Genomic DNA, 25,367 nt, shown 5'->3' on the forward strand with positions numbered 1-25,367 from the left:
CCGGCTCCCGGACGCCCGGGAGCCGGTGCCGCGTACGACAGGGGGTTACGCCTCCTCCGCCGCCGCCTCCGCGTCCTGCGTCGCCCCGGCCGTCCCACCGGATGAGGTGCCGCCGGTGTGGGTGCCGCCGAAGCGGCGGTCGCGCCGCGCGTACTCCAGGCAGGCGTCCCACAGGTTGCGCCGGTCGAAGTCCGGCCACAGCACGTCCTGGAAGACCATCTCCGCGTACGCGCTCTGCCAGATCAGGTAGTTGGACGTGCGCTGCTCCCCCGAGGGACGCAGGAAGAGGTCCACGTCGGGCATGTCGGGGAAGTACATGTACTTCGCGAGCGTCTTCTCGTTCACCTTCGCCGGGTCGAGACGCCCCGCCCGTACGTCCTCCGCGAGCGCCTTCGCCGCGTCCGCGATCTCCGCGCGGCCACCGTAGTTGACGCAGAAGTAGAGCGTCATCGCGTCGTTGCCGGTGGTCTGCTCCTCGGCGACCTGCAACTCCTGCACGACCGACTTCCACAGCTTCGGCATCCGGCCCACCCAGCGGATGCGGATGCCGAGCGCGTCCATCTCGTCGCGGCGGCGGCGGATCACGTCGCGGTTGAAGTTCATCAGGAAGCGGACCTCGTCGGGCGAACGCTTCCAGTTCTCCGTGGAGAACGCGTAGAGCGACAGGTTCCGTACGCCCAGCTCCAGACAGCCCTTGAGCACGTCCATCACGACGCCCTCACCGACCCGGTGCCCCTCCGTACGCGGCAACCCGCGCTCCTTCGCCCAACGGCCGTTCCCGTCCATCACCACCGCGACGTGCTCCGGCACCAACTCGGCCGGGATCTTCGGCGGGCGGGCACCGGAAGGATGCGGCTCGGGGGTTGCGTAGTCGGCGGACACGCGACGCTGCCGGGACAGCATTCCGCGACGGGCCATGGGTGGCTCAGCTCCATCGGGTCGTACGGGGACTTGGGCGTGAGCCTAGCTCGTTGGATTGTGTTCGTTCGCCTCCGGGCGCTGCTCATCGTGTTCGTTCGCCTCCGGGCGCTCGTATCCGATGCCGACACTCCTCGACACGGCGCTCGCTCGTCCCTCGCTCCCTTGGTCTCGTCATTTCGTGTTCGTTCGCCTCCGGGCGCTCGTATCCGATGCCGACACTCCTCGACACGGCGCTCGCTCGTCCCTCGCTCCCTTGGTCTCGTCGCTTTCGGCATCGGCGCGCCCTTCGGCTCACTCACCTGGCTGGCGTGGTCCTGTGGCTAGGGAAAAACGGGGGCGGGGGTTGAGTTGGGGCTCGCGGGGCTTCAGCGGACGTAGCGGAGGGAGCGGAGGCCGCGTTCCAGGTGCCAGTGCAGGTACGCGGAGACGAGGCCGCTGCCCTCCCGCACGTGGCGGGGCTCGGCGGCGTCCGCCGTGGCCCAGTCGCCCGTCAGCAGCGCCCCGAGGAGCGTCAGCGCCTCCGGGGACGGGACGACGCTGCCGGGCACCCGGCAGTCGCCGCAGACGGTGCCTCCGGCGGCGACGGAGAAGTGCCGGTTCGGGCCGGGCAGGCCGCACTTGGCGCAGTCGCCGAAGCTGGGCGCGTAGCCGTTGACGGCCAGCGAGCGGAGCAGGAACGCGTCCAGCACCAGGCCCGGCGCGTGCGCGGCCTGGGCGAGGGTGCGGAGGCCGCCGACGAGCAGCAGGTACTGCTGGACGGCCGGTTCGCCCTCCTGGTCCGCGAAGCGTTCCGCCGTCTCCAGCATGGCCGTGCCGGCGGTGTAGCGGTCGTAGTCGGTGACGATGCCGCCGCCGTACGGGGCGATGGTCTCCGTCTGCGTGCACAACGGCAGGCCGCGGCCGATCAGTTCGCTGCCGCGCGCGAAGAACTGCACGTCCACGTGGGAGAACGGCTCCAGCCGCGCGCCGAACTTCGACTTCGTGCGGCGCACCCCGCGCGCGACCGCGCGTACCCGGCCGTGGCCGCGCGTGAGCAGCGTGATGATGCGGTCCGCCTCGCCCAGCTTCTGGGTGCGCAGCACGATCCCGTCGTCGCGGTAGAGGCTCATGGGCGGCGGCCGCCCGTACGGGGGGACGGGTGCCGGGTCGGGGTCACGGGCGGGGGCTGCATGGCGGCATTGTCCCTCAACCGGGCGCGGCGCTGGGGGTCACCAGGCCCGACTCGTAGGCGGCGATCACCAGTTGTGCCCGGTCGCGTACGCACAGCTTGCCCATGATGCGGCTGACGTGCGTCTTCGCGGTGAGCGGGCTGAGGCCCAGGGTGGCGGCGACCTCGGTGTTGTTGAGGCCGCGCGCGACCAGTTCGAGGACCTGCCGCTCCCGGTCGGAGAGGGTGGCCAGCGACTGCGGCGCCGGGCCGCCGGTGCCCGGGGCGAGGGGGCCGCGCAGTACGCGGGCGATCAGCCGGGCGGTCGGGCCGGGCGACAGCAGGGACTCGCCGGAGGCCACGGTGCGGATGGCGTCGAGGAGTTCGGCGGGGCGGGTGTCCTTGACGAGGAAGCCGGAGGCACCCGCGCGCAGGGCCTCGACGACGTACTCGTCCGTGTCGTACGTCGTCAGCACCAGCACCTTCACCCCGGCCAGGTCCTCGTCGGCGGCGATCAGGCGGGTGGCCTCGATGCCGTCCAGGTCCGGCATGCGCACGTCCATGACCACCAGGTCCGCGACGGCCTCGCGGGCCAGCGCCACGGCCTCGCGGCCGGTGCCCGCCTCGCCGACGACCGCCATGTCCGGCGCGGACTCGACGAGCATGGCGAACGCGGACCGTACGAGCGTCTGGTCGTCGGCCAGCACCACCCGTATCGCCTCGGGACCGGCTGTCATGGGGAACCCTTCGTCGTGGTGTGCGCCGCCCGGTCCGGGAGCGTCCGTTCCGGGAGCGGGGCGGACAAGGGGAGGACGGCGGTGACCGTGAAGCCCGGTCCGTCGGCGCGTGGCCCGGCGTCCAGGGTGCCGCCGACGCTGCGGGCGCGTTCGCGCATCCCGACGATGCCGAATCCGGCGGGGGCGTCGGCGGGAGCGGCCTCGGGCGGGGTGCCGGGGGCGCCGTCGTCCGCCACGGTGAGCAGGACGGCGTCTCGGCGGACGCCGTCCCCCGTGGGCGACGGCGGGTCGTGGCGCGTACGGCGGACGGTGACGCGGACGCCGACGGTGGGGCCCGCGTGGCGTACGGCGTTGGTCAACGCCTCCTGCACGATGCGGTAGACGGCCGCGCCCACGGCGGGCGGCGGCGCCTGCGCGGTGCCCGTGTCCGGGTCGGTCTCCGCGTACTCCCCCAGCCGTACGGCCAGTTCCACCCGCGCCCCCGCGCCGCGTGCCGCGCGCACCAGGTCGGGGACGCCGGACAGGCCGGGCGGCGGGCCGCCGCCGTTCGCGTGCTCCCCGTGCTCCCCCGCGCGCAGCACCTCCAGCGTCGTACGCAGCTCCGCGCGCGCGTCGCGGCACGTGTCGGCGATCCCGTCCAGGGACTTGGCGACGGCGTCGCGGTCGAGCCGGTCGGGGTCGGCCACGAGCACGTGCGCGGCCACGGACGTCTGCACGCCGATCAGCGTGATGCTGTGCGCGAGGAGGTCGTGCAGGTCGCGGGCGATGCGCAGGCGTTCCTCCGCGACGCGGCGGGCGGCCTCCTCCTCGCGGGTGCGTACGGCCTGCTCCCGGGTGCGTTCGGCGCGTTCGGCCCGTTCCACGATGGCCGCCACGTAGTTGCGGTGGATGCGCAGCGCCTCGCCCACCAGGACGACGGCGACGAGCCAGCCGGACCCGCGCAGCATCTCCGTCAGGTCGCGCACCGATCCGGCGCCGACCATCACGGTGCTCATGATCGTGAGGAGGCAGGCGAGCGTGCCGAACGTACGCCCCGGCGGACCCGCGACGGCCAGCGTGAAGAGGGCGATCAACCCGGCCGGTACGGCGGCGGTGTGCGCGTTGTCCAGCGCGTGGTACGGCCCGTCCAGCGCGATCACCACGACCGTCGTCAGCCACGGCGCCCGCCGCCGGAACAGCAGCACCAGCGCCATCGCCGTCAGCAGCAGCCAGCCGAGCGGGTCGGGCGTACGGCCGTCCTCGGGCGGCAGCGTGAGCGCGAGCGCCGTCTGCGCCACCAGCAGCACCGCGACCAGCACCACGTCGCGGCCGGTCACCCCGCGCGCGGGGGCGTGCGGGGGCAGCAGCGTGCACGCGAGCATCGCGGCCACCGGGTCCCGCGTGCGCGGGGTCTCGGGCGGTGGGGTCACGGGGCCATCCTGACGGGTGCGTCGGCGCGGGCGCCCGCGCGCGTACGGACGGGGCTACGGGACCGGTGGCGGGCGGGCCGCCGGTGCGCGCGTACGCCCCGGCCCGCCCGCGTCACCCCGCGTCCCCGCGCCCGCCGTCCCCGGTCTCCCGCGCGCGTTCCGCGCGGGACAGCCGCCCCGGCCACCACACCCGACGCCCCATCAGCAGGCTGGCGGACGTCACCAGGTACGTACGCACGAGGAACGTGTCCAGCAGCACGCCGACGGCGATGACGAAGCCCATCTCGGCCATCATCACCATCGGCATCGTCGCCAGTACGCAGAACGTCGCCGCCAGCACGATCCCCGCCGACGCGATCACACCGCCCGTCGTGCGCAGCGCGGTGAGGGCGGCCTCCGACACGGGGGCGCCGCGCAGGCCCTCCTCCCGCATCCGGTGCATGAGGAAGATGCCGTAGTCGACGCCGAGCGCCACCAGGAACACGAACGTCAGCAGCGGCAGCCCCGGGTCCAGCCCGTCGAAGCCGAGGACCGGCCCGAAGACGAGCCCGCCCAGGCCCATCGCGGCGCCCCACGACGCGATGACGGCCACGACCAGCATCAGCGGCGCCGTGACGCTGCGCAGCAGCGCGACGAGCACCAGCAGTACGGCGACGAGCACCAGCGGGATGACCACCTCGCGGTCGGCGCCGTTGGTCGTCTCCAGGTCGAGCTGCTGGGCGCTGGGGCCGCCCACGAGCGCGTCCGCGCCGTCCACGGCGTGCAGCCGGTCCCGTAGCGCGCGGAGGGTGTCCTTCTCGCCCGCCGACTCCGGCGGGTCCGTCGCGAACACGTCGAACGCGGTCCAGCCGCCGCCGCTGCGCCCCTCCCGCACGTCCGCGACGCCCTCCGTCGTACGGGCCAGCCGCGCCACCTCGTCCGCCTGCGCGTCGTGCGTGAACACGGTGATCGGCTGGCTGCTGGCCCCCGGGTACGCGGCGGTCAGCGTCTCCAGCGCGGTGACCGACTCCGGCCGGTCGGTGAACGTGTCCTCCTGCTTGAGCGGCCCCGGCAGGTTCGTCGCGCCCAGCGCGAGCGTGCCCAGCAGCAGCGTCCCGGCGGCCAGTACGGTCACCGGGCGGCGTCCGGCGGAGGTGCCCATCGCGGTGAACAGGGAGCGGCGCGGGCGCGGTTCGACGCCGTACTCGGGCACCAGCGGCCAGAAGACGCGGCGGCCCAGCAGCACCAGTACGGCGGGCAGCAGCGTCGTCATCGCGGCCAGGGCGCACACCACGCCGATCGCGCCGACGGGGCCGAGGCCGCTGCTGCTGTTCAGGTCGGCCGCCAGCAGGCACAGCAACCCCAGCGCGACCGTGCCGGACGAGGCGAGGATCGCGGGCCCGCAGCCGCGCAGGGCGGCGCGCATGGCGTCGTACGGGCGCCGGTGGCGGCGGAGTTCCTCGCGGTGGCGGGCGACGAGCAGCAGGGCGTAGTCCGTGCCCGCGCCGAAGATCAGCACGGTCATCACCGACGAACTCATCGACGTGACCGTCAGGTCGGCGCCCCGCGCCAGCCCGTACACGACGGCCATGGAGACGACCGCCGCCGCCCCCACGACGACCAGCGGCACCAGCCACAGCACGGGGCTGCGGTAGGTGAGGATCAGCAGGAGCGCGACGACGAGGGCGGTGCCGAGCATCAACGTGCCCTCGATGGAGCCGAAGACCGCCTCCATGTCCGTCTGGAGCGCCCCCGGCCCGCCGACCTCGACGGTCAGTCCGTCGGGCGTCCCGCCGAGGTCGTCCCGGATGTCGGTGACGGCCTGGATCTGCGCCTCCTCGTCGGCGATGCCGGTGAGGGAGAACGGCGTCATCAGCGTGGTGCCGTCCTTCGACGGGACCGTACGCGGTACCGCGTCGCCCCCGGTCAGGTCGTACGCGGCGGCGATCCGCCGTACCTGCCCGGCCGCCGCCGCCCGGTCGGCGGCGGTCAGCCCGCCGTCGCGGTGGTGCACGAGGACGGCGTCCACGGTGTCGCCGCCGGGCAGCTCCTTGACCAGCTGCTGGACGCGGGTGGAGTCCGCGCTGCCGGGCAGGTAGTCGACGGCCTCGTCGCGGGTCTCGCCGCCGAGCTTCCCGGCGAAGGGCAGCGCGAGCGCGACGACGAGCACCCAGAGCGCGACCACCGCCCACGGCAGCCGCCGCCCGCCTGCCCGCCCGTCCCCCGCGCCGTCGGGCGGTGGCCCACCGCGCTCCGGCTCCGCTTCCCGTCGAGCTTCCGCTACGGGCCCCATGGCGCCCCCTCCTCGGTCCCGGCTGATCCCGGCTGGTCCGGCTATGGTCCCGGTCGTGCCGACCGGCGCGCGGCGACCGGCCGTCGGGCCGCACACCGTCCAGATTCCCGTGCGTGACAGGGGTTTCCGTCCGCCGCCGGATCGAACCGGCCGCTACCGCCCGGGGTTGCACGGGCCGCGCCGTACTCCCGCGGGAGTACGGCGGCGGGAGGCGTACGCGTACGGGTGCGGGCGGGCGTACGGCGTCGGGTGCGCGCCGCCGCGCTCAGGAGGGCGTGCGGGCCGTCGCCAGGAGGCGCGCGACGTCGTCGGGCCCGAGGGAGAGGGCCTGCCCGGCGGCCTCCAGCACGGCGCGCTCGGCGGGCCGGTACGGGCCGTCCGCCAGCGCGATCGCCGCCCCCTGGAGCAGCAGCGTCTCGCGGCCCGCGGGCGCGAGGTGCGGGGCCAACGGCCGCAGCACCTCGCCCAGTTCGAACGCGACCACGCCGAGGGCGGCGTCGGACGGCGCATCCGGGGCGGACCCCGCGCCCAGCGCCCCGGGCGTGTCCGGGGCGGCGCCGCGCGGGTCGGCGCGCAGCGCGGCGACGAGGGCGAGCAGCTGCTCCTCGGAGCAGTCGGGCACGCCCGCGCCGCGGATCGCCTGCACGGCGGCCTCACGGACCGTACGGGCCTCGGTGCCGCCCACGGCGAGCACCGACAGGGCCACGGCGTGCACCCCGTCGCGGAGCATCGAGGCGAGCCGGTTCGTGGTGGGGCCGTCCAGCGCGTCCGTGCCGAAGTGCCCGCGGCACGCGGCGCATTGGACGATGGGTTCGGCGGCGCCGCGCGGCAGCAGCGGCACCCCGAGGAGGACGAACCTGCGGCGTCCGGCACGCCTCCGGTACGGGCGGTCGCCGCCGCACTCGGGGCAGAAGAACTCACCGCTGTCCAGCGTGCGCCACTTCGTGCGGACGCCCGCGACACGCTCGGTCCGGCGTCGCCCGTCACGGGAGAACATCACCGCACCGCACCTCCGTAACCCTTCGGCGACATTGCCGTTCGGTGACGTGATGTTAACCACAGGCTTCAGGTGTCGTCAGCACTTTCGACAGCCCTTTCCCGGGCGCCCCGGCGGTCCCGCCGCCCACCGCGTGCCCACCCGGCGGCAGGCGTACGGCGAGGGCGCGGCCGGGTCACCGACGGAACGCGCCCCGCACGCACGGTACATGCCGTACGGGCGGGGCGCGCCACCGGTGGGTCCGCCGAAGATCAGTGCCGCTGCGCCCTGTTGACCGCGGAGATGACCGCCTTGATCGAGGCGCGCACGATGTTGGCGTCGATGCCGACGCCCCACAGCACCTTCTCCCCGATCGCGCACTCGATGTACGCGGCGGCCTCCGCGCCCGCGCCCTCGCTCATGGTGTGCTCGACGTAGTCCAGCACCCGTACGTCCGCGTCGACCGCCGTCCGCAGCGCGTCCACGAACGCCGCCAGCGGCCCGTTCCCGGTGCCGGTCAGCACCGTGTCCCGGCCGTCCACGACGGCCTCGACGGTGAGCGCGTCGTGCCCCTCGCTGGTGCTGGACGTCTGCGCGCTGCGCAGCGCGATCCGGCCCCAACTGCCGTCCGCCACCGGCAGGTACTCGTCCTGGAACGCCCGCCAGATCGCGTCCGGCGTGATCTCCCCGCCGTCCGCGTCCGTCATCCCCTGGATGATCCGGGAGAACTCGACCTGCATGCGGCGCGGCAGCGCCAGGCTGTGGTCGTTCTTCAGGACGTACGCGATACCGCCCTTGCCGGACTGCGAGTTGACGCGGATCACGGCCTCGTACGAGCGCCCGACGTCCTTCGGGTCGATCGGCAGGTACGGCACGGACCACTCGATCGCCTCGACCGGCTCGCCCCGTTCGGCGGCGGTGGCCTCCATCGCCTCGAAGCCCTTCTTGATGGCGTCCTGGTGGGAGCCGGAGAAGGAGGTGTAGACGAGGTCGCCCACGTACGGGTGGCGGGCGTGGACCTCCATCTGGTTGCAGTACTCGGCGGTGCGCTTGATCTCGTCGATGCGCGAGAAGTCGATCTGCGGGTCGACGCCCTGCGAGAAGAGGTTCATGCCCAGGGTCACCAGGTCGACGTTGCCGGTCCGCTCGCCCTGTCCGAACAGGCAGCCCTCGACCCGGTCCGCCCCGGCCATCAGGGCCAGTTCGGCGGCGGCGACGGCCGTACCGCGGTCGTTGTGCGGGTGCACGGACAGGCAGACGTGCTCGCGCCGGGACAGGTGCCGGGACATCCACTCGAAGCGGTCGGCGTGCGTGGACGGCGTCGAACGCTCCACGGTGGCGGGCAGGTTGAGGATGATCTCGCGGCCGTCCTCGGGCTGCCACACGTCCATCACCGACTCGCAGACCTCCAACGCGAAGTCCAGCTCGGTGTCGGTGAAGATCTCGGGGCTGTACTGGTAGCCGAAGACGGTCTCGTCGCCCAGCAGCTTCTCCGCGTACTCCATCACCTGGTGCGTGCCGTCCACGGCGATCTGCCGCACCTCGTCCCGCGTACCGCGGAAGACGACGCGGCGGAAGACGGGCGCCGTCGCGTTGTACAGGTGGACGGTCGCCCGGTGCGCGCCGCGCAGCGACTCGACGGTGCGCTCGATCAACTCCTCACGGGCCTGCGTGAGTACGGAGATCGTCACGTCCTCGGGGACGGCGCCCTCCTCGATGATCGACCGTACGAAGTCGAAGTCGGTCTGCCCGGAGGCCGGGAAGCCGATCTCGATCTCCTTGTAGCCCATCGACACCAGCAGGTCGAACATCGCCCGCTTGCGCGCCGGGGACATGGGGTCGATCAGCGCCTGGTTGCCGTCCCGCAGGTCCGTGGACAGCCAGCGCGGCGCCTGCGTGATCCGCTTGCCGGGCCAGGTGCGGTCGGGGATGTCGACGGCCTCGTACGGGCCGTAGCGGTGCGTGGGCATCCCGGAGGGGCGCTGCCGTACGGTCGCCGCGGTCAGCGGCGTGGCGGGCTTCGAGCGCGGGGACGGAGGCGTGGACGAGGGCGTACCGGAGGGGGTCATGATGCGCGGGGCTCCTGTGGGCTGGTGGCTGGGACCGACGAGACAGCACCGTTCTCCGCGGGGAGGGGGTCGGCCGAACGACTACAGACCCTCGCCGCGGCAGCTAAGGAGGAGCAGCCCGAAGCGCATGATGTCCACACCGTAACCGACGGCCGCCGAGCCCGCGCACGGCGTATCACCATGCGGGACACCGTAAATCGGGGATTCCCGACACGACACCATTTCGTGAATCATGTGCGGCACGCAGTGACATGGCAGTGACTCAGTGCCACATTGCCCACTATGGACCCAGTAACGGACACAGGGCAGCACAGGCCGAACGGCCCCCATCACCCGGTGCACTGCGGCATCGTCCCGCCGCACCTCCTGGACCACCTCTCCCGCCTGGACGACCCGGCGTTCGCCGAACCCGCCCGGCGCACCCTGGAACGGGACGCGGCGCAACGCACCCGCCGCCGGATCACCACCGTGCGCGGCCTCGCCGCGCCCCCCGGGCCGCGCCGCCCGGCGGACGACGCGGCACCGGAGCGCACCATCCACGACGCGCGGGGCACGGAGACCCTGCCGGGCGACGAGGTGCGCGCGGAGGGCGCGGAGCCCGTCGCGGACGAGAGCGTCAACCGGGCGTACGACGGACTCGGCGCCACCTTCGAGCTGTTCCACACCGCGTTCGCGCGCGACTCCATCGACGGCGCGGGGCTGCCGCTGGACGCGACGGTGCACTACGGCGAGAAGTACGGGAACGCGTTCTGGGACGGCGAACGCATGGTCTTCGGCGACGGGGACGGCGAGGTCTTCAAGGACTTCACCCTCGCCCTGGACGTCATCGGGCACGAACTGACGCACGGCGTCACGCAGTACACCGCCAACCTGGAGTACTTCGGCCAGTCCGGCGCGCTCAACGAGTCGGTCTCCGACGTCTTCGGCTCCCTCATCAAGCAGCACGCGCTCGGCCAGAGCGCCGCCGACGCGGACTGGCTGATCGGCGCGGAGCTGTTCACCAGCGAGGTGGAGGGCGTGGCGCTGCGTTCGCTGAAGGCGCCGGGCACCGCGTACGACGACGACGTCCTCGGCAAGGACCCGCAGCCCGCCACGATGGACGACTACGTGGACACGTCCTCCGACAACGGCGGCGTGCACATCAACTCCGGCATCCCCAACCACGCGTTCTACACCCTGGCGACCACCCTCGGCGGCAACGCGTGGGAGCGCGCCGGACTGATCTGGTACGACGCGCTGACCTCCGGGAAGCTCAAGGCGGACGCGGACTTCGCGGCGTTCGCGGCGGCCACCGTCGCGGCGGCACACGCCCGTTACGGCGACGGCGAGGAGGAGACGGCGGTGCGCGAGGCGTGGACGGCGGTCGGCGTCGAGGTCTCGGCGGAGGCGCGACCGGTCGGCTGAGCGGTGCCGCCACGGCGGCGTACGGGCGGGCCGACGGGCCTGCCGTACGCCGCCGTTGGGGCACGAGGCCCCCGCACCACCGTGCGGTCGGCGCCACGGCGCGCGAGGATGGAGCCATGCGTATCACCGTCACCCGGACCGGCGGCTTCGGCGGACTCGTCCGCCGGGCCACGCTCGACACCCAGGACCGGCCCGACGCCGACCAGCTGGCGGCGCTGGCCCGGGACGTACTCGCCGGAGCCCCCGCGGAACGCCCCGTCGGCGTGCCGGACGGCTTCCACTACGAGATCGAGTGCGACGGTGTGACCGCGTACTGCGCGGACCCCCGGCTCACCGAGGGACAGCGCACGCTGATCACACGAGTGCTCAAGGAAGGCGCGTAACCCATGGCTCAGTCTGTTCGCGGTGTGGTGGCTCCTGGTCGTGGTGAGGGGGTTCGGTTGGAGTGGGTGGTGGTGCCTGATCCGGGGCCGGGTGAGGCGGTGGTGAAGGTTGAGGCGTGTGGGGTGTGTCATACGGATCTGCATTATCGGGAGGGGGGTATCAATGACGAGTTCCCGTTCCTGTTGGGGCATGAGGCGGCGGGGGTGGTGGAGTCGGTGGGTGAGGGTGTCACCGAGGTGGTGCCCGGGGATTTCGTGATCCTGAACTGGCGTGCGGTGTGCGGGAAGTGTCGTGCGTGTCGGCGGGGTCGTCCGTGGTACTGCTTCGACACCCACAACGCCGCCCAGCCGATGACGTTGGAGGACGGTACGGCGTTGTCCCCGGCGTTGGGGATCGGGGCGTTCGCGGAGAAGACCCTGGTCGCGGCGGGGCAGTGCACGAAGGTGGACCGGGTCCCGGCGGCGGCCGCGGGGTTGTTGGGGTGTGGGGTGATGGCGGGGATCGGTGCCGCGGTCAACACCGGGAACGTGGGCCGGGGCGACTCGGTGGCGGTGATCGGTTGTGGTGGGGTCGGTGACGCGGCGATCGCGGGTGCGCGGCTCGCGGGGGCGTCGCGGGTCATCGCGGTGGACATCGACGCGGGGAAGCTGGCCACGGCCCAGGCCATGGGGGCGACGCACACCGTGAACGGGCGGGAGCGGGACGTGGTGGAGGCGGTGCGGGAGTTGACCGGTGGCCACGGTGCGGATGTGGTGATCGAGGCGGTGGGCCGTCCGGAAACGTATGAGCAGGCGTTCTACGCCCGTGATCTGGCGGGGACGGTGGTGTTGGTGGGGGTGCCGACACCGGAGATGCGGCTGGAGTTGCCTTTGTTGGAGGTGTTCGGGCGGGGTGGGTCGTTGAAGTCGTCGTGGTACGGGGACTGTCTGCCCTCGCGTGATTTCCCGATGCTGGTCGACCTGTACCGGCAGGGGCGTCTGGATCTGGACGCGTTCGTGTCGGAGACGATTCCGTTGGGTGCCCAGGAGTTGGAGAAGGCGTTCGAGCGGATGGCGGCGGGCGAGGTCCTGCGTTCGGTGGTGGTCCTGTGAACAGCCCACACCAGGGCGGGGGTTCGGCGCGGATCGAGCATGTGGTCACGTCCGGGGTGTTCGAGTTGGACGGCGGGTCGTGGGAGGTGGAGAACAACGTGTGGCTCGTGGGTGACGACCGTGAGGTCGTCGTCATCGACGCCGCCCACGACGCGGAGGCCGTCCTGGCCGCCATCGGAGACCGCACCCTCCGCGCCATCCTCTGCACCCACGCCCACAACGACCACATCAACGCCGCACCACGGCTGTCACTCCGTACGGGCGCCCCCGTGCTGCTGCACCCGGACGACCTCCAGCTGTGGACCCGTACGCACCCGGACCGCGGCCCCGACGGCGAGCTGCACGACGGCCGGGTGCTGACCGTCGCGGGCACGGACCTCACCGTGCTGCACACCCCGGGCCACGCGCCCGGATCGGTCTGCCTGCACGCGCCCGAGCTGGGAACCGTCTTCACCGGCGACACCCTGTTCCAGGGCGGCCCCGGCGCCACCGGCCGCTCGTTCTCGGACTTCCCGACGATCGTCGAGTCGATCCGGACGCGGCTGCTGACCCTGCCCGACGACACCGTCGTACGGCCGGGACACGGCGACTCCACCACCGTCGGCGACGAGGCCCCGCACCTCCAGGAGTGGCTGGACCGCGGGCACTGACGGACCACCGTGCCCGCTCCCCGGCGCCGCCCACCCGGCCGTCCGCGCGCGCCCCGCGGCGCGAGGCAGACTGGCCGGGAGGCACGACTGGGGAGCGAGCACGGTGAACACGGTGAACACGGGCGGCGAGCACGGCGGGTACGACGAGCGGGACGCGTACGGCGGGCGCGACGCGCGGCCCGACACGGGGGACGCGCACGACCGCCTGGAGGCGCACAGCAGGCGCGACGCGCAGCCGCCGCATCCGCCGCCCGGCTGGCTGGACCCGCTGGCCGGGGTGCGCGGCCCCGACGACCCGTACTGCGACGTGTACCTCACGGGCACCGTCTTCCTCGACGTCATCTTCACCGGCCTCGACCACGCCCCCGTGCGCGGCACCGAGTCCTGGGCCCGCGGCATGGGCTCCAGCCCCGGCGGCATCGCCAACATGGCCACCGCCCTCGCCCGCCTCGGCCTGCGCACGTCCCTGGCCGCGCCGTTCGGTGACGACATGTACGGCGACTACTGCCGCGACGCGCTGGCACGCGGCGAGGGCGTCGACCTGTCCCTGTCCCGTACGGTCCCGGGCTGGCACTCCCCCGTGACCGTCTCCATGGCGTACGAGGGCGAGCGCACGATGGTCTCCCACGGCCACGACGCCCCGCCCGAGGACCCGGCCCCGGAGGGCGACCGCGTCTGCCCGCCGCCCGCGCGCGCCTGCGTTGCCGCACTGGAGCCCGGCGAGGAACGGGAGTGGATCGCCAACGCGGCCGGGCGCGGCAGCCGCGTCTTCGGGGACGTCGGCTGGGACGAGTCCGGCCGCTGGGACCTGGCGTCCCTGGGCGGCCTGGAGCACTGCGAGGCGTTCCTGCCGAACGCGGCGGAGGCCATGCGCTACACCCGTACCGACTGCCCGCGCGCCGCCGCCCACCGGCTCGCGGAACGGGTGCCGCTGGCGGTCGTCACGATGGGCGCGGACGGGGCGTACGCGGTGGACGCGCGTACCGGCGAGACGGCCGAGGTCCCGGCGATCGAGGTGGCGGCGCTGGACACCACGGGCGCGGGCGACGTGTTCGTGGCGGGCTTCGTGATGGGCACGCTGGCGGGCTGGCCGCTCGCGGACCGGCTGGCGTGCGCGGGGCTGACGGCGGCGCTGTCGGTGCAGGAGTTCGGGGGTTCGCTGTCGGCGCCGGGCTGGGTGGAGGTCGCCGCCTGGTACCGGCACGTACGGTCGTCCGCCGACCAGGACCCGGCGGCCCTGCGCCGCTACGGCTTCCTCGACGCGCTCCTCCCCGGCTGCGCCCGCCCCTGGCCGCTGCGCCGCGCGGCGCCGACGATCGGCTTCCGCGCGCCGTGACGCGGGGCGGCGGACCGTACGGAAGCGGGCCGTACGGAAGCGGGCCGTACGGGGGCCGTACGGGAGGGGGCGGGCCGGGTGCGGGCGGCCGGAGGTTAATCACTCTGCCCTTGTCGGTGGCGCGGCGTACGCTTGATACTGCTGGCATCGAGCTCCGCAGAGAGGGATGAGCAGGCCCCAGAGGCCGCCCATGACGCAGACAACCACCAACCAAGACACCGCCCGCTTCACCGTGCCGTCGAAGCACCCCATGGTGACCGTGCTGGGCTCCGAGGACTCCCTCCTGCGTGTGATCGAGACGGCGTTCCCGGGCACGGACATCCACGTCCGGGGCAACGAGGTCACGGCCACCGGCTCCCCGTCCGAAGTCGCGCTCGTGCAGCGGCTGTTCGACGAGATGATGCTGGTGCTCCGCACCGGTCAGCCCATGACCGAGGACGCGGTGGAGCGCACCATCTCCATGCTCCGCAAGGCGGACGCGGGAGAGGGCGACGGGCACTCGGCCCCCGCCGAGGTCCTCACGCAGAACATCCTGTCGAGCCGGGGCCGCACCATCCGCCCCAAGACGCTCAACCAGAAGCGGTACGTCGACGCGATCGACCGGCACACCGTCGTCTTCGGCATCGGCCCCGCGGGCACCGGCAAGACGTATCTGGCGATGGCCAAGGCGGTGCAGGCGCTCCAGGCGAAGCAGGTCAACCGCATCATCCTGACCCGGCCCGCCGTCGAGGCGGGCGAGCGGCTGGGCTTCCTGCCGGGCACGCTCTACGAGAAGATCGACCCGTATCTGCGCCCGCTGTACGACGCGCTGCACGACATGCTCGACCCCGACTCGATCCCCCGCCTGATGGCCGCCGGGACGATCGAGGTCGCCCCGCTGGCGTACATGCGCGGCCGCACGCTCAACGACGCGTTCATCATCCTGGACGAGGCGCAGAACACCAGCCCCGAGCAGATGAAGATGTTCCTGACCCGGCTCGGCTTCGAGTCGAAGATCGTGATCACGGGTGATGTCACCCAGGTCGACCTGCCGGGCGGCGCCAAGAGCGGCCTGCGCCAGGTGCAGGAGATCCTGGAGGGCGTGGACGACGTCCACTTCTCCCGACTGACCAGCACGGACGTGGTCCGCCACAAGCTCGTCGGCCGGATCGTGGACGCGTACGAGCGGTACGACGTACGCACCGGGGACGGCGGCGCCGCCGGGACCGGCAACGGCAACGGCGGTGCGGGCAGCGGTCCCGCGCGCGCCGACGGAAAGCACTGAGGGCCCGGCACACACCCATGTCGATCGACGTCAACAACGAGTCCGGCCGCGCAGTCGACGAGCAGGCGCTCCTCGACATCTGCCGGTACGCACTGACCCGTATGCGCATCCACCCGCTCTCCGAGCTGTCCCTCATCGCGGTCGACGCCGACGCGATGGAGCAGCTGCACCTCCAGTGGATGGACCTGCCCGGCCCCACCGACGTGATGTCCTTCCCGATGGACGAGCTGCGGCCGCCCGCCCGGGACGAGGAGGAGCCGCCCCAGGGCCTCCTCGGTGACATCGTGCTCTGCCCGGAGGTCGCCGAGCGGCAGGGCGCCGAGGCGCCCACGAAGCACACGACGGACGAGGAGCTGCAACTGCTCACCGTGCACGGCGTGCTCCACCTCCTGGGCTACGACCACGAGGAGCCCGGCGAGCGGGCCGAGATGTTCGGGCTCCAGGCCGCCATCGTCGACGGCTGGCGCGCCGAGCGCGGCCTGGAGGGGCCGTCCCCGGCCCCGACCACGACGTCGTGAACGCGCAACTGATCGCGGCCGCCGTCGCCCTGGTCGGGGTGGCGTGGCTCGCCGCGTGCGCCGAGGCGGGCCTCGCCCGTACGACGAGCTACCGCGCGGACGAGGCCGTCCGCTCCGGCCGCCGCGGCGCGGCCCGGCTCGCCGCGGTCGCCGCCGACCCGACCCGCTACCTGAACCTGGCGCTGCTGCTCCGGGTGGCCTGCGAGATGGCCGCCGGGGTGCTGGTGACGTACGCCTGCGTGGGGTACTTCTCGCACACGTGGGAGGCGCTGGCCGTCGCCATGGGCGTGATGGTGCTGGTGTCGTACGTGGCGGTGGGTGTCTCGCCGCGCACCATCGGCCTCCAGCACCCGCTGAACACGGCGACGGCCGCGTCGTACGTCCTGGTGCCGCTCGCCAGCGTGCTGGGCCCGGTGCCGCAGCTGCTGATCCTGCTGGGCAACGCGCTGACGCCGGGGAAGGGCTTCCGCAAGGGCCCGTTCGCGAGCGAGGCGGAGCTGCGCGCGATGGTCGACCTGGCGGAGCAGGAGTCGCTGATCGAGGACGACGAGCGCCGCATGGTGCACTCCGTCTTCCAGCTCGGTGACACCCTCGTGCGCGAGGTGATGGTGCCGCGCACCGACCTGATCACCATCGAGCGGCACAAGACGCTGCGGCAGGCGCTGACACTGGCGCTCCGTTCCGGTTTCTCGCGCATCCCCGTCGTCGGGGAGAGCGAGGACGACGTGGTGGGCATCGTCTACCTCAAGGACCTGGCGCGCCGCGTCCACATCAACCGCGGGTCGGAGACCGAGGTCGTGTCGACGGCGATGCGCCCGGCGGCGTTCGTACCGGACACGAAGAACGCGGGCGACCTGCTGCGGGAGATGCAGCAGGACCGCATCCACGTGGCGGTGGTCGTCGACGAGTACGGCGGCACGGCGGGTGTGGTGACGATCGAGGACATCCTGGAGGAGATCGTCGGGGAGATCACCGACGAGTACGACCGCGAGCTGCCGCCCGTGGACGACCTGGGCGACGGGCGCTACCGCGTGACGGCCCGGCTCGACCTGGGCGACCTCGGGGAGCTGTACGACCTGGTCGGGCTGGACGACGAGGACGTGGAGACGGTCGGCGGGCTGCTCGCCAAGTCGCTGGGCCGGGTGCCGATCTCGGGCGCCACGACCACCGTGGACGTCACGGAGGACCGTTCCGACCCGACGCTGACGGCGCTGCGGCTGACCGCCGAGTCCCCGGCGGGCCGTCGGAACCGCATCGTCACGGTGCTGGTGGAGCCGCTGCGTACGGACGTCGGGCCGGACGGCGAGGAGCCGACGGACGGCGCGGGCACAGGCGCGGACACCGACACGGGCCCGGGCGACCCGGGCACGGACGTGGCGGGGCGTACGGGCGAGGGGGCCGCGGACACCTCGGACGAGCCGGACGGCGCGGACGCGTCGACCGCCCACGGCGGCGGCACGGATTCCCCGGCGGCGGAGGACCGTACGGCGCGGAGCTGAGCCGCGCGGGGCCGGGGCGGGGGTCGCCGCTCCGGGTCGCGTTGTCAGTGGTCGTCGCCATACTTTCCGGTATGGCGACGACACCGGACGGGCCCGAAGGCGCGCTGACCCCCGACGCGTTGAGAGCCCTCTGCCTGGAGCTGAACGGCGCGGTGGAGGACTTCCCGTTCCCGCGCAACCCGGGGCTGTCCACGTTCAAGGTGGCGGGCAGGATCTTCGCGTTCAGCGCGCTGGAGGACGAGCCGCTGCGGGTCAGCCTCAAGTGCGACCCGGAGCTGGCCGTGCAGCTGCGCGCGGCGCACCCGGCCGTCACCCCGGGCTACCACCTCAACAAGCGCCACTGGAACACGGTGACGTTGGACGGCTCGCTCCCGCCGCGCGCGGTACGGGAGTTGGTGGAGGACAGCTACGACCTGGTGGTCGCGGGCCTGCCCCGCGCGACCCGGCTGGCGCTGGACCGGCCCTGACCGCCCACGACCGCACCTGCTGGTCCGACCCGTCCGACCACCCGGCCCGCGACCGTACGCGCGCACCCGCCGCGGGGCCGGTCCGGCGGCGCCGCATATGCTCACCGCCATGAGTGACGACGCCTCCGCGCTGGACCCGGAAGACCGCAAGCTGCTGACGCTCGCCCGCAGCACCCGCGCCCGCAACGGCGTGGCCGAGGGCGCGGCCGTACGCGACGAGAACGGCCGCACGTACGTCGCCGGGACCGTCGAGCTGCCCTCCCTGAGTCTCAGCGCGCTGCGTACGGCGGTCGCCATGGCCGTCGCGTCCGGCGCGTCCTCGCTGGAGGCGGCCGCGGTGGTGACCACGGCGGACGGCGTGCCGGACGAGGACCTGGGCGCGGTACGCGACCTGGGCGGCGCCGGTACGCCCGTGCTGCTCGCCGCCACGGACGGCACCCCGCGCACGACGCTCACGGCGGGCTGACGACGGACCGGCAGCGGGACGACCGGCCCGGCGCCCACCCCCGCCGGCGCTGGTCCGGGCCGGGCGCGCGATCGGGGACAATGGTCCGCATGAGCGAACCCTCCCCCGCCCCCGCGCCGGCAGTCCCGCACCGCTCCGGTTTCGCCTGCTTCGTCGGCCGCCCCAACGCGGGCAAGTCGACCCTCACCAACGCGCTGGTGGGCACGAAGGTCGCCATCACCTCCAACCGTCCGCAGACCACCCGGCACACCGTGCGCGGCATCGTGCACCGGCCCGAGGCACAGCTCGTGCTCGTCGACACCCCCGGTCTGCACAAGCCGCGCACGCTGCTGGGCGAGCGGCTGAACGACGTCGTCCGCACCACCTGGGTCGAGGTCGACGCCATCGGCTTCTGCCTGCCCGCCGACCAGAAGCTGGGGCCGGGCGACCGCTACATCGCCAAGGAGCTGGCGGAGTCCCGTAAGACGCCGAAGGTCGCGGTCGTCACCAAGACCGACCTCGTCGACTCCAAGACGCTCGCGGGCCAGCTCCTCGCCGTGGACCGGCTGGCGGCCGAACTCGGCTTCGAGTGGGCCGAGATCGTGCCCGTCTCCGCGGTCGACGGCAGCCAGGTCCAGCTACTCGCGGACCTGCTGGTGCCGCTGCTGCCGGAGGGCCCGCCGCTGTACCCGGACGGCGACCTGACGGACGAGCCGGAGCAGGTCATGGTCGCGGAGCTGATCCGGGAGGCGGCGCTGGAGGGCGTACGGGACGAACTGCCGCACTCCATCGCCGTCGTCGTGGAGGAGATGACGCCGCGCGAGGGGCGCCCGGCGGACCGGCCGCTGCTGGACGTGTTCGCGAACATCTTCCTGGAGCGCCCCAGCCAGAAGGGCATCGTCATCGGCCCGAAGGGCCAGCGGCTGAAGGACGTCGGCAGCAGGTCGCGTACGCAGATCGAGGCGCTGCTCGGCACCCCGGTCTACCTGGACCTGCACGTGAAGATCGCGAAGGACTGGCAGCGCGACCCGAAGCAGCTGCGCAGGCTGGGTTTCTGACCCCTCGTACGAGACCCCCGGCCGGGGCGCGCGGTGCCGGGATGCGCGGTGCCGGGGTGCGCGGTGACGGGATGCGCGGTGCCGGGTCAGCGCCGCCGTGGCAGCGGCACCCGGTCCAGGTCGCGCGCGACGGTCAGCTCCCCGGTGAACCCGGCGGCCCGGGCCTGCTCACCGAACGCGGCGGGGTCCGCGTACCGCTGGCTGAAGTGCGTCAGCACCAGGTGCCGTACGCCCGCGTCCGCCGCGACGCGGCCCGCCTGGCCCGCGGTGAGGTGGCCGTACTCCTCGGCGAGCGCGGTGTCCTCGTCGAGGAACGTCGACTCGATGACGAGCAGGTCGCATCCGTCGGCCAGTTCGTGCACGCCGTCGCACAGCCGGGTGTCCATGACGAACGCGAACCGCTGCCCCCGCCGCCGTACGCTCACCTCGTCCAGGGTGACGCCCCGCAGCGCGCCGTCGCGCTGGAGGCGGGCCACGTCGGGGCCGGTGATGCCGTGGGCGGCGAGCCGTTCGGGCAGCATGCGGCGGCCGTCGGGCTCGGTGACGCGGTAGCCGTACGCCTCGACGGGGTGCGACAGCCGGGCGGCGGACAGCTCGTACGGCGGCCCCGGCGCCAGTACGCCGGGCGCGCGCACCGGCTCCACCCGCAGCCGTACGGTCTCGTGGTACGCGGTGGAGTACCGAAGCCTCTCGAAGAAGTGCTCGCCGCCCGCCGGGAAGTGGGCGGTGACGGGGTGCGGTACGCGGTCGAGGTTGACGCGCTGGATCACCCCGGCGAGACCCAACGAGTGGTCGCCGTGGAAGTGCGTGACGCAGACGCGGTTCAGGTCGTGCGCGGCGACCCCGGCGTGCAGCATCTGCCGCTGGGTGCCCTCGCCGGGGTCGAACAGGATGCCCTCGCCGTCCCAGAGCAGCACGTACCCGTTGTGGTTGCGGTGCCGGGTCGGGACCTGCCCGGCCGTGCCGAGCACGACCAACTCGCGTACGGACATGGGGAGTCGCCGCCGGTCAGCCGGGCGGCCATTCGAGGCCGCGACCGCCCAGCACGTGGGCGTGCGCGTGGAAGACGGTCTGACCGGCGCCCGCGCCGGTGTTGAAGACGATCCGGTAGCCGGTGCCGGGTCCGCCCCCGGCGACGGGCAGCTTCTCCTGCGCGGCGACCTCGCCCGCCTCGCGCAGCACGTCGGCCGCGGCGGCGGGGTCGGCGGCGGCCAGCGACGCGGCGTCCGGGTGGTGCGCCTTGGGGATCACCAGGACGTGGGTGGGCGCCTGCGGGTTGATGTCCCGGAAGGCGAGCGTGGTCTCCGTGTCGCGGACGACGGTCGCGGGGACCTCACCCGCCACGATCTTGCAGAACAGGCAGTCGGCCTGCGGTTCTCCCGCCACGGTGGCGCCTCCCGCTGTGGGTCGTGGTTCGGTACCCAGCGGATGCTACCGGCTGGTGGCGCGGGGCGGGCACCGGCGGGCTCCCCTTCCGGCGGTGCCCGGGTGGTGGCCCGCCGCGCTACGACCAGCGGCCCGTACGCCCCAGCAGCAGCGCCGCCGCCGCCGTACCCGCCGTGGACGTCCGCAGGACGCTCGGGCCCAGCCGGTACGGCGCCGCGCCCGCCTCCGCGCACGCGTCCAGCTCCTGCTGCGTGACGCCGCCTTCGGGCCCGACGACGAGCACGATCTCGCCGTCCGCCGGGAGTTCGGCGGCGGCCAGCGGCGCGCCGCCCTCCCCGTGCAGCACGGCGGCGAACGCCGCGCCCCGCAGCCGTTCCGCCAACTGCCCACCACTCAGCGGGTCCTCGACGTGCGGGAAGCGCAGCCGCCGCGACTGCTTCCCCGCCTCGCGCGCCGTCGTACGCCACTTCGCCAGCGACTTCGCCGCCCGCTCCCCGCGCCACTGCGTGACGCAGCGCGCGGCGGCCCACGGGACGATCACGTCGACCCCGGTCTCCGTCATCGTCTCGACGGCCGACTCGCCCCGGTCGCCCTTCGGCAGCGCCTGTACGACGGTCAGCCGCGGCCGTGGCTCCGGCTCGGTGCGTACGCGCTCGACGTCGGCCTCCAGCCGGTCCTTGCCTCTGACGGCGGTGACGGTGGCGTACGCGCCCGTGCCCGCGCCGTCGGTGAGGACGATCGGCTCGCCGGGCCGCAGCCGCCGTACGGACACCGCGTGGCGCCCCTCCGGCCCCTCCAGCACCACCGGCCCGACCGCGAGCGCCTCGGGCCCGGCCACGAACACCGGTGCGGTCACGACACGCTCCGCGCGCTCAACCCCTCGCTCACGGCGGCGAGTTCGGCGGCGAGCACCTCCGTCAGCCGCGCCGCGGGCAGGTCCCGGGCGAGGCGGTGGCCCTGACCCGCCCAGAGGGCCATGCCCTGCGGGTCGCCCGCCTTGGCGGCGGCCTTGCGCAGCCCGGCGGTCAGGTAGTGCACGTACGGGTACGCGGGTGGCGCGTACGGGCCGTGCTCGTGCAGGAAGCGGTTGACGAGGCCGCGCGCGGGCCGCCCGGAGAACGCGCGGGTCAACTCCGTACGTGTGAACAGGGGGTTGGTCATCGCCTGCTTGTGCAGCACGTTCGCGCCCGACTCCGGGCACACCAGGTACGCCGTGCCGAGCTGCGCCGCCTGCGCCCCGGCCGCCAGCACCGCCGCGATCTGCCCGCCGCGCATCAGCCCGCCCGCCGCGACCAGCGGCAGCCGTACGGCCTCCCGGACCTGCGTGACCAGCGCCAACAGCCCCACGCCGCTGCCCGTACCGTCCAACTGCGGGTCGTCCTGGTGCGTGCTCTGGTGGCCGCCCGCCTCGACGCCCTGCACGCACAGCGCGTCGGCACCGGCCCACTCGGCGGCGCGCGCCTCGTTCACGGAGGTCACCGTGACGACGGTGAACGTCCCGGCCTTGGCGAGCGCCTCCAGGACGGGGCGCCGCGGGCAGCCGAAGGCGAACGAGACGACGGGCACGGGGTCGTCGAGCAGTATCGCCAGCTTGGCGTCGAAGGCGTCGTCGGTGCCCTGGTCGGTGTCGCCGAGGGGCGTCTCGTACCAGGACGCCTCGCCCGCCAGCTGCTCGCGGTAGACGGCGAGGGAGGCGGCGTCGGCGTTCGCGGGCTGCGGCATGAACAGGTTCACGCCGAACGACCCGTCGGTCAGCTGCCGGGTCCGTCTGATCTCCTCGTACATGGCCTCCGGCGTCTTGTAACCGGCGGCGAGGAACCCGAGGCCGCCCGCGCCGCTGACGGCGGCCGCCAGCTCGGGACAGGCGGCACCACCCGCCATCGGGGCCTGGACGATGGGGTACTGGGAGAGCTCGGAGAGCGTGGTCTGCCCGGACGACATGGCCCACATCCTGTCACGCAGCGGCGCGGTCGAGGAACGGCCCCTCGGCCCTCCCGACCCCTCCCGGCCGCCGCGGCACGCCGCGCCACGGCAACGGGCGGCGCCCCCGGCCCGCCCCCGGAGGAGCTCGACGGAGGGCACCGCCCGTGGTGTGCGTACGGGTCGCCCGTGCGCGTACGCGTGCCGTACGACCGCGCGGGGCGCGGCGCGCGTCAGCGCCCGTTGAACGCGTCCTTCAGCCGGGAGAACAGGCCCTGCTGCCCCGGCTGGAAGTGGCCCTGCGGCCGCTCCTCGCCGCGGAGTTGGGACAGCCGCCGCAGCAGCTCCTCCTGCTCCGGGTCCATCTTCGTCGGCGTCAGCACCTCGACGTGCACGATCAACTGGCCACGGCCGCCGCCCCGCAGATGCGTGACGCCGCGCTCGTGCAGCGGGATGGACTGGCCGGACTGGGTTCCGGGCCGGATGTCCACCTCCTCCAGCCCGTCCAACGTCTCCAGCGGCACCTTCGTGCCCAGTGCCGCCGCCGTCATCGGAATGGTGACCGTGCAGTGCAGGTCGTCGCCGCGGCGCTGGAACGTCGCGTGGGACGTCTCGTGGATCTCCACGTACAGGTCGCCGGCCGGGCCGCCGCCGGGGCCGACCTCGCCCTCACCCGCGAGCTGGATGCGGGTGCCGTTGTCCACACCCGCGGGGATCTTCACCGTGAGGGTGCGCCGGGAGCGTACGCGCCCGTCGCCCGCGCACTCCGGGCAGGGCGTGGGCACGACCGTGCCGAAGCCCTGGCACTGCGGGCACGGCCGCGAGGTCATGACCTGCCCCAGGAACGACCGCGTGACCTGCGAGACCTCACCACGGCCACGGCACATGTCACAGGTCTGCGCCGACGTCCCCGGCGCCGCGCCCTCGCCGCTGCAACTGCCGCAGACGGTCGCGGTGTCGACCTGGATGTCCTTCGTGGTGCCGAACGCCGCCTCGTCCAGGTCGATGTCCAGCCGGATCATCGCGTCCTGGCCCCGGCGCGTACGGGAACGGGGGCCGCGCTGTGACGCCGTACCGAAGAACGCGTCCATGATGTCGGAGAAGTTCCCGAAGCCCCCGGCGCCGAAGCCGCCCGCGGCGCCGGAACCGCCGGCCGGGTCGCCGCCGAGGTCGTAGACCTGCTTCTTCTGGGGATCGGACAGCACCTCGTAGGCGGTGTTGATCTCCTTGAAGCGGTCCTGCGTCTTCGGGTCCGGGTTGACGTCCGGGTGCAGCTCACGGGCCAGCCGCCGGAACGCCTTCTTGATTTCGTCCTGCGAGGCGTCGCGCTGCACGCCGAGGACCGCGTAGTAGTCCGTCGCCACTTACGACTCCGCGAGGATCTGTCCGACGTAACGTGCCACTGCGCGTACCGCTCCCATCGTTCCGGGGTAGTCCATACGGGTCGGTCCCACCACGCCGAGTTTGGCGACCGCTTCTTCGCCCGAACCGTAGCCGACGGAGACGACCGACGTGGAACTCAGACCTTCGTGGGCGTTCTCGTGCCCGATTCGCACCGTCATGCCCGACTCGGTGGCCTCACCGAGCAGTTTCAGCAGCACGACCTGCTCCTCCAGCGCCTCCAGCACCGGCCGGATCGTCAGGGGGAAGTCGTGCCCGAAGCGGGTGAGGTTCGCGGTGCCGCCGATGATCAGGCGCTCCTCGGTCTCCTCGACCAACGTCTCCAGCAGCGTCGCGAGCACCAGCGAGATGGTGCCGCGGTCCTCCGCGTCGAACGCCTCCGGCAGGTCCTGCACGAGACGGGGCACCTCGGCGAAACGCTGGCCGGTGACACAGCTGTTGAGCCGCGCCCGCAGGTCCGCGACCGTGGTCTCGCCCAGCGGCGCCGGGCAGTCGACCAGGCGCTGCTCGACCCGGCCCGTGTCGGTGATCAGCACCAGCATCAGCCGGGCGGGCGCGAGGGACAGCAGCTCGACGTGGCGGACCGTGGAGCGCGTCAGCGACGGGTACTGCACGACGGCGACCTGCCGCGTCAGCTGCGCGAGCAGCCGGACCGTACGGCCGACGACGTCGTCCAGGTCGACGGCGCCGTCGAGGAAGTTCTGGATCGCGCGGCGCTCGGGCGACGACAGCGGCTTGACGCCCGCGAGCTTGTCGACGAAGAGGCGGTACCCCTTGTCGGTGGGCACCCGGCCCGCGCTCTTGTGCGGCTGCGCGATGAAACCGTCGTCCTCCAGCGCCGCCATGTCGTTGCGCACCGTGGCCGGTGACACCTGGAGGTTGTGCCGCTCGGTGAGCGCCTTGGAGCCGACGGGCTCCTCCGTGCCGACGTAGTCCTGCACGATGGCGCGCAACACTTCGAGCCTGCGTTCGCTGAGCACGCGCGCACCTCCCGTACAAGCGTGGTCCGGCAC

The 25,367-nt window shown here is 73.4% G+C and carries 24 protein-coding genes; 11 read left to right on the top strand and 13 right to left on the bottom strand.

What is annotated here, in order from left to right:
• Window positions 1–45: 45 nt before the first annotated feature.
• The 7 genes from D7M15_RS07310 to leuA all read right to left on the bottom strand — a co-directional run bounded on the left by D7M15_RS07310 (window position 46) and on the right by leuA (window position 9,531).
• Window positions 46–918: an isoprenyl transferase gene (locus D7M15_RS07310; RefSeq protein ID WP_240649172.1), complete on the bottom strand. Its 873-nt coding sequence runs from the start codon at window positions 916–918 to the stop codon at window positions 46–48.
• 368 nt (window positions 919–1,286) lie between these two features.
• On the bottom strand, window positions 1,287–2,030 hold the full coding sequence (recO, locus tag D7M15_RS07315; RefSeq protein ID WP_121516748.1) for a DNA repair protein RecO: 744 nt from the start codon (window positions 2,028–2,030) through the stop codon (window positions 1,287–1,289).
• A gap of 76 nt (window positions 2,031–2,106) precedes the next feature.
• A complete protein-coding gene (locus tag D7M15_RS07320; protein WP_121516749.1) occupies window positions 2,107–2,805 on the bottom strand; it encodes a response regulator transcription factor in 699 nt (232 codons plus the stop codon).
• On the bottom strand, window positions 2,802–4,166 hold the full coding sequence (locus tag D7M15_RS07325) for a histidine kinase (RefSeq protein WP_121520382.1): 1,365 nt from the start codon (window positions 4,164–4,166) through the stop codon (window positions 2,802–2,804). Before D7M15_RS07325 ends, D7M15_RS07320 begins: the two co-directional genes overlap by 4 nt.
• 160 nt (window positions 4,167–4,326) lie before the next feature.
• Window positions 4,327–6,486, bottom strand: a complete 2,160-nt coding sequence (locus D7M15_RS07330; RefSeq protein ID WP_206337331.1) for an MMPL family transporter — start codon at window positions 6,484–6,486, stop codon at window positions 4,327–4,329.
• Between the two features lie 265 nt (window positions 6,487–6,751).
• Window positions 6,752–7,483 carry a TerB family tellurite resistance protein gene (locus D7M15_RS07335; RefSeq protein WP_121520384.1) on the bottom strand — a complete coding sequence of 244 codons (732 nt, stop codon included), beginning with the start codon at window positions 7,481–7,483 and terminating at the stop codon, window positions 6,752–6,754.
• A gap of 251 nt (window positions 7,484–7,734) precedes the next feature.
• Window positions 7,735–9,531, bottom strand: coding sequence for a 2-isopropylmalate synthase (gene leuA / locus D7M15_RS07340; RefSeq protein ID WP_121516751.1), 1,797 nt, complete (start codon window positions 9,529–9,531; stop codon window positions 7,735–7,737).
• A gap of 282 nt (window positions 9,532–9,813) precedes the next feature.
• Between leuA and D7M15_RS07345 the strand changes: the two genes are divergently transcribed.
• From D7M15_RS07345 to era, 11 genes are all read left to right on the top strand, one after another.
• Window positions 9,814–10,935: a M4 family metallopeptidase gene (locus tag D7M15_RS07345; protein WP_121516752.1), complete on the top strand. Its 1,122-nt coding sequence runs from the start codon at window positions 9,814–9,816 to the stop codon at window positions 10,933–10,935.
• 116 nt (window positions 10,936–11,051) lie between these two features.
• Window positions 11,052–11,318, top strand: a complete 267-nt coding sequence (locus tag D7M15_RS07350; RefSeq protein ID WP_121516753.1) for a protealysin inhibitor emfourin — start codon at window positions 11,052–11,054, stop codon at window positions 11,316–11,318.
• Window positions 11,319–11,321: 3 nt separating this feature from the next.
• Window positions 11,322–12,410, top strand: coding sequence for an S-(hydroxymethyl)mycothiol dehydrogenase (locus D7M15_RS07355; RefSeq protein WP_121516754.1), 1,089 nt, complete (start codon window positions 11,322–11,324; stop codon window positions 12,408–12,410).
• Window positions 12,407–13,060: an MBL fold metallo-hydrolase gene (locus tag D7M15_RS07360; protein ID WP_121516755.1), complete on the top strand. Its 654-nt coding sequence runs from the start codon at window positions 12,407–12,409 to the stop codon at window positions 13,058–13,060. Before D7M15_RS07355 ends, D7M15_RS07360 begins: the two co-directional genes overlap by 4 nt.
• A gap of 259 nt (window positions 13,061–13,319) precedes the next feature.
• Window positions 13,320–14,396, top strand: coding sequence for a PfkB family carbohydrate kinase (locus D7M15_RS07365; protein ID WP_165906365.1), 1,077 nt, complete (start codon window positions 13,320–13,322; stop codon window positions 14,394–14,396).
• Window positions 14,397–14,586: 190 nt separating this feature from the next.
• Window positions 14,587–15,660, top strand: a complete 1,074-nt coding sequence (locus D7M15_RS07370; RefSeq protein WP_240649173.1) for a PhoH family protein — start codon at window positions 14,587–14,589, stop codon at window positions 15,658–15,660.
• Window positions 15,661–15,677: 17 nt separating this feature from the next.
• Window positions 15,678–16,178, top strand: a complete 501-nt coding sequence (ybeY, locus tag D7M15_RS07375; RefSeq protein WP_121516756.1) for an rRNA maturation RNase YbeY — start codon at window positions 15,678–15,680, stop codon at window positions 16,176–16,178.
• Window positions 16,175–17,677 carry a hemolysin family protein gene (locus D7M15_RS07380; RefSeq protein WP_240649174.1) on the top strand — a complete coding sequence of 501 codons (1,503 nt, stop codon included), beginning with the start codon at window positions 16,175–16,177 and terminating at the stop codon, window positions 17,675–17,677. Before ybeY ends, D7M15_RS07380 begins: the two co-directional genes overlap by 4 nt.
• Window positions 17,678–17,748: 71 nt before the next feature.
• Window positions 17,749–18,144 (top strand): MmcQ/YjbR family DNA-binding protein, encoded by a 396-nt coding sequence (locus tag D7M15_RS07385; protein WP_121516757.1) that lies wholly within the window; start codon window positions 17,749–17,751, stop codon window positions 18,142–18,144.
• A 97-nt stretch (window positions 18,145–18,241) separates the two neighbouring features.
• On the top strand, window positions 18,242–18,610 hold the full coding sequence (locus D7M15_RS07390) for a cytidine deaminase (RefSeq protein ID WP_121516758.1): 369 nt from the start codon (window positions 18,242–18,244) through the stop codon (window positions 18,608–18,610).
• 80 nt (window positions 18,611–18,690) lie between these two features.
• Complete coding sequence (gene era, locus D7M15_RS07395; RefSeq protein WP_121516759.1) at window positions 18,691–19,647, top strand: GTPase Era; 957 nt, start codon at window positions 18,691–18,693, stop codon at window positions 19,645–19,647.
• Between the two features lie 86 nt (window positions 19,648–19,733).
• Here era and D7M15_RS07400 read toward each other — a convergent pair whose 3' ends face one another.
• The 6 genes from D7M15_RS07400 to hrcA form a co-directional block, all read right to left on the bottom strand.
• Window positions 19,734–20,639, bottom strand: coding sequence for a ribonuclease Z (locus tag D7M15_RS07400; RefSeq protein ID WP_121516760.1), 906 nt, complete (start codon window positions 20,637–20,639; stop codon window positions 19,734–19,736).
• A gap of 16 nt (window positions 20,640–20,655) precedes the next feature.
• The gene (locus D7M15_RS07405) at window positions 20,656–21,033 is read right to left on the bottom strand and encodes a histidine triad nucleotide-binding protein (RefSeq protein ID WP_121516761.1); all 378 of its coding nucleotides are present in this window, start codon (window positions 21,031–21,033) and stop codon (window positions 20,656–20,658) included.
• Window positions 21,034–21,151: 118 nt separating this feature from the next.
• Complete coding sequence (locus tag D7M15_RS07410; RefSeq protein WP_121516762.1) at window positions 21,152–21,889, bottom strand: 16S rRNA (uracil(1498)-N(3))-methyltransferase; 738 nt, start codon at window positions 21,887–21,889, stop codon at window positions 21,152–21,154.
• A complete protein-coding gene (locus D7M15_RS07415; protein ID WP_121516763.1) occupies window positions 21,886–22,974 on the bottom strand; it encodes a nitronate monooxygenase in 1,089 nt (362 codons plus the stop codon). Before D7M15_RS07415 ends, D7M15_RS07410 begins: the two co-directional genes overlap by 4 nt.
• Before the next feature lie 212 nt (window positions 22,975–23,186).
• Window positions 23,187–24,317 (bottom strand): molecular chaperone DnaJ, encoded by a 1,131-nt coding sequence (gene dnaJ, locus D7M15_RS07420; protein ID WP_121516764.1) that lies wholly within the window; start codon window positions 24,315–24,317, stop codon window positions 23,187–23,189.
• Window positions 24,318–25,334 (bottom strand): heat-inducible transcriptional repressor HrcA, encoded by a 1,017-nt coding sequence (gene hrcA / locus D7M15_RS07425; protein ID WP_121516765.1) that lies wholly within the window; start codon window positions 25,332–25,334, stop codon window positions 24,318–24,320.
• Window positions 25,335–25,367: the final 33 nt, after the last annotated feature.

The organism is Streptomyces sp. Z26 (genome assembly GCF_003665095.1).
Lineage (GTDB): Bacteria > Actinomycetota > Actinomycetes > Streptomycetales > Streptomycetaceae > Streptomyces > Streptomyces phytohabitans.

What these genes read in the sequence shown, in the direction of transcription:
- D7M15_RS07310 (WP_240649172.1), bottom strand. Translation starts at nt 918, where the DNA reads ATGGCCCGTCGCGGAATGCTGTCCCGGCAGCGTCGCGTGTCCGCCGAC.
- leuA (WP_121516751.1), bottom strand. Translation starts at nt 9,531, where the DNA reads ATGACCCCCTCCGGTACGCCCTCGTCCACGCCTCCGTCCCCGCGCTCG.
- D7M15_RS07350 (WP_121516753.1), top strand. Translation starts at nt 11,052, where the DNA reads ATGCGTATCACCGTCACCCGGACCGGCGGCTTCGGCGGACTCGTCCGC.
- D7M15_RS07330 (WP_206337331.1), bottom strand. Translation starts at nt 6,486, where the DNA reads ATGGGGCCCGTAGCGGAAGCTCGACGGGAAGCGGAGCCGGAGCGCGGT.
- D7M15_RS07385 (WP_121516757.1), top strand. Translation starts at nt 17,749, where the DNA reads ATGGCGACGACACCGGACGGGCCCGAAGGCGCGCTGACCCCCGACGCG.
- ybeY (WP_121516756.1), top strand. Translation starts at nt 15,678, where the DNA reads ATGTCGATCGACGTCAACAACGAGTCCGGCCGCGCAGTCGACGAGCAG.
- era (WP_121516759.1), top strand. Translation starts at nt 18,691, where the DNA reads ATGGTCCGCATGAGCGAACCCTCCCCCGCCCCCGCGCCGGCAGTCCCG.
- D7M15_RS07390 (WP_121516758.1), top strand. Translation starts at nt 18,242, where the DNA reads ATGCTCACCGCCATGAGTGACGACGCCTCCGCGCTGGACCCGGAAGAC.
- D7M15_RS07325 (WP_121520382.1), bottom strand. Translation starts at nt 4,166, where the DNA reads ATGCTCGCGTGCACGCTGCTGCCCCCGCACGCCCCCGCGCGCGGGGTG.
- D7M15_RS07345 (WP_121516752.1), top strand. Translation starts at nt 9,814, where the DNA reads ATGGACCCAGTAACGGACACAGGGCAGCACAGGCCGAACGGCCCCCAT.
- recO (WP_121516748.1), bottom strand. Translation starts at nt 2,030, where the DNA reads ATGAGCCTCTACCGCGACGACGGGATCGTGCTGCGCACCCAGAAGCTG.
- D7M15_RS07400 (WP_121516760.1), bottom strand. Translation starts at nt 20,639, where the DNA reads ATGTCCGTACGCGAGTTGGTCGTGCTCGGCACGGCCGGGCAGGTCCCG.
- D7M15_RS07415 (WP_121516763.1), bottom strand. Translation starts at nt 22,974, where the DNA reads ATGTCGTCCGGGCAGACCACGCTCTCCGAGCTCTCCCAGTACCCCATC.
- D7M15_RS07320 (WP_121516749.1), bottom strand. Translation starts at nt 2,805, where the DNA reads ATGACAGCCGGTCCCGAGGCGATACGGGTGGTGCTGGCCGACGACCAG.
- D7M15_RS07355 (WP_121516754.1), top strand. Translation starts at nt 11,322, where the DNA reads ATGGCTCAGTCTGTTCGCGGTGTGGTGGCTCCTGGTCGTGGTGAGGGG.
- D7M15_RS07335 (WP_121520384.1), bottom strand. Translation starts at nt 7,483, where the DNA reads ATGTTCTCCCGTGACGGGCGACGCCGGACCGAGCGTGTCGCGGGCGTC.
- D7M15_RS07370 (WP_240649173.1), top strand. Translation starts at nt 14,587, where the DNA reads ATGACGCAGACAACCACCAACCAAGACACCGCCCGCTTCACCGTGCCG.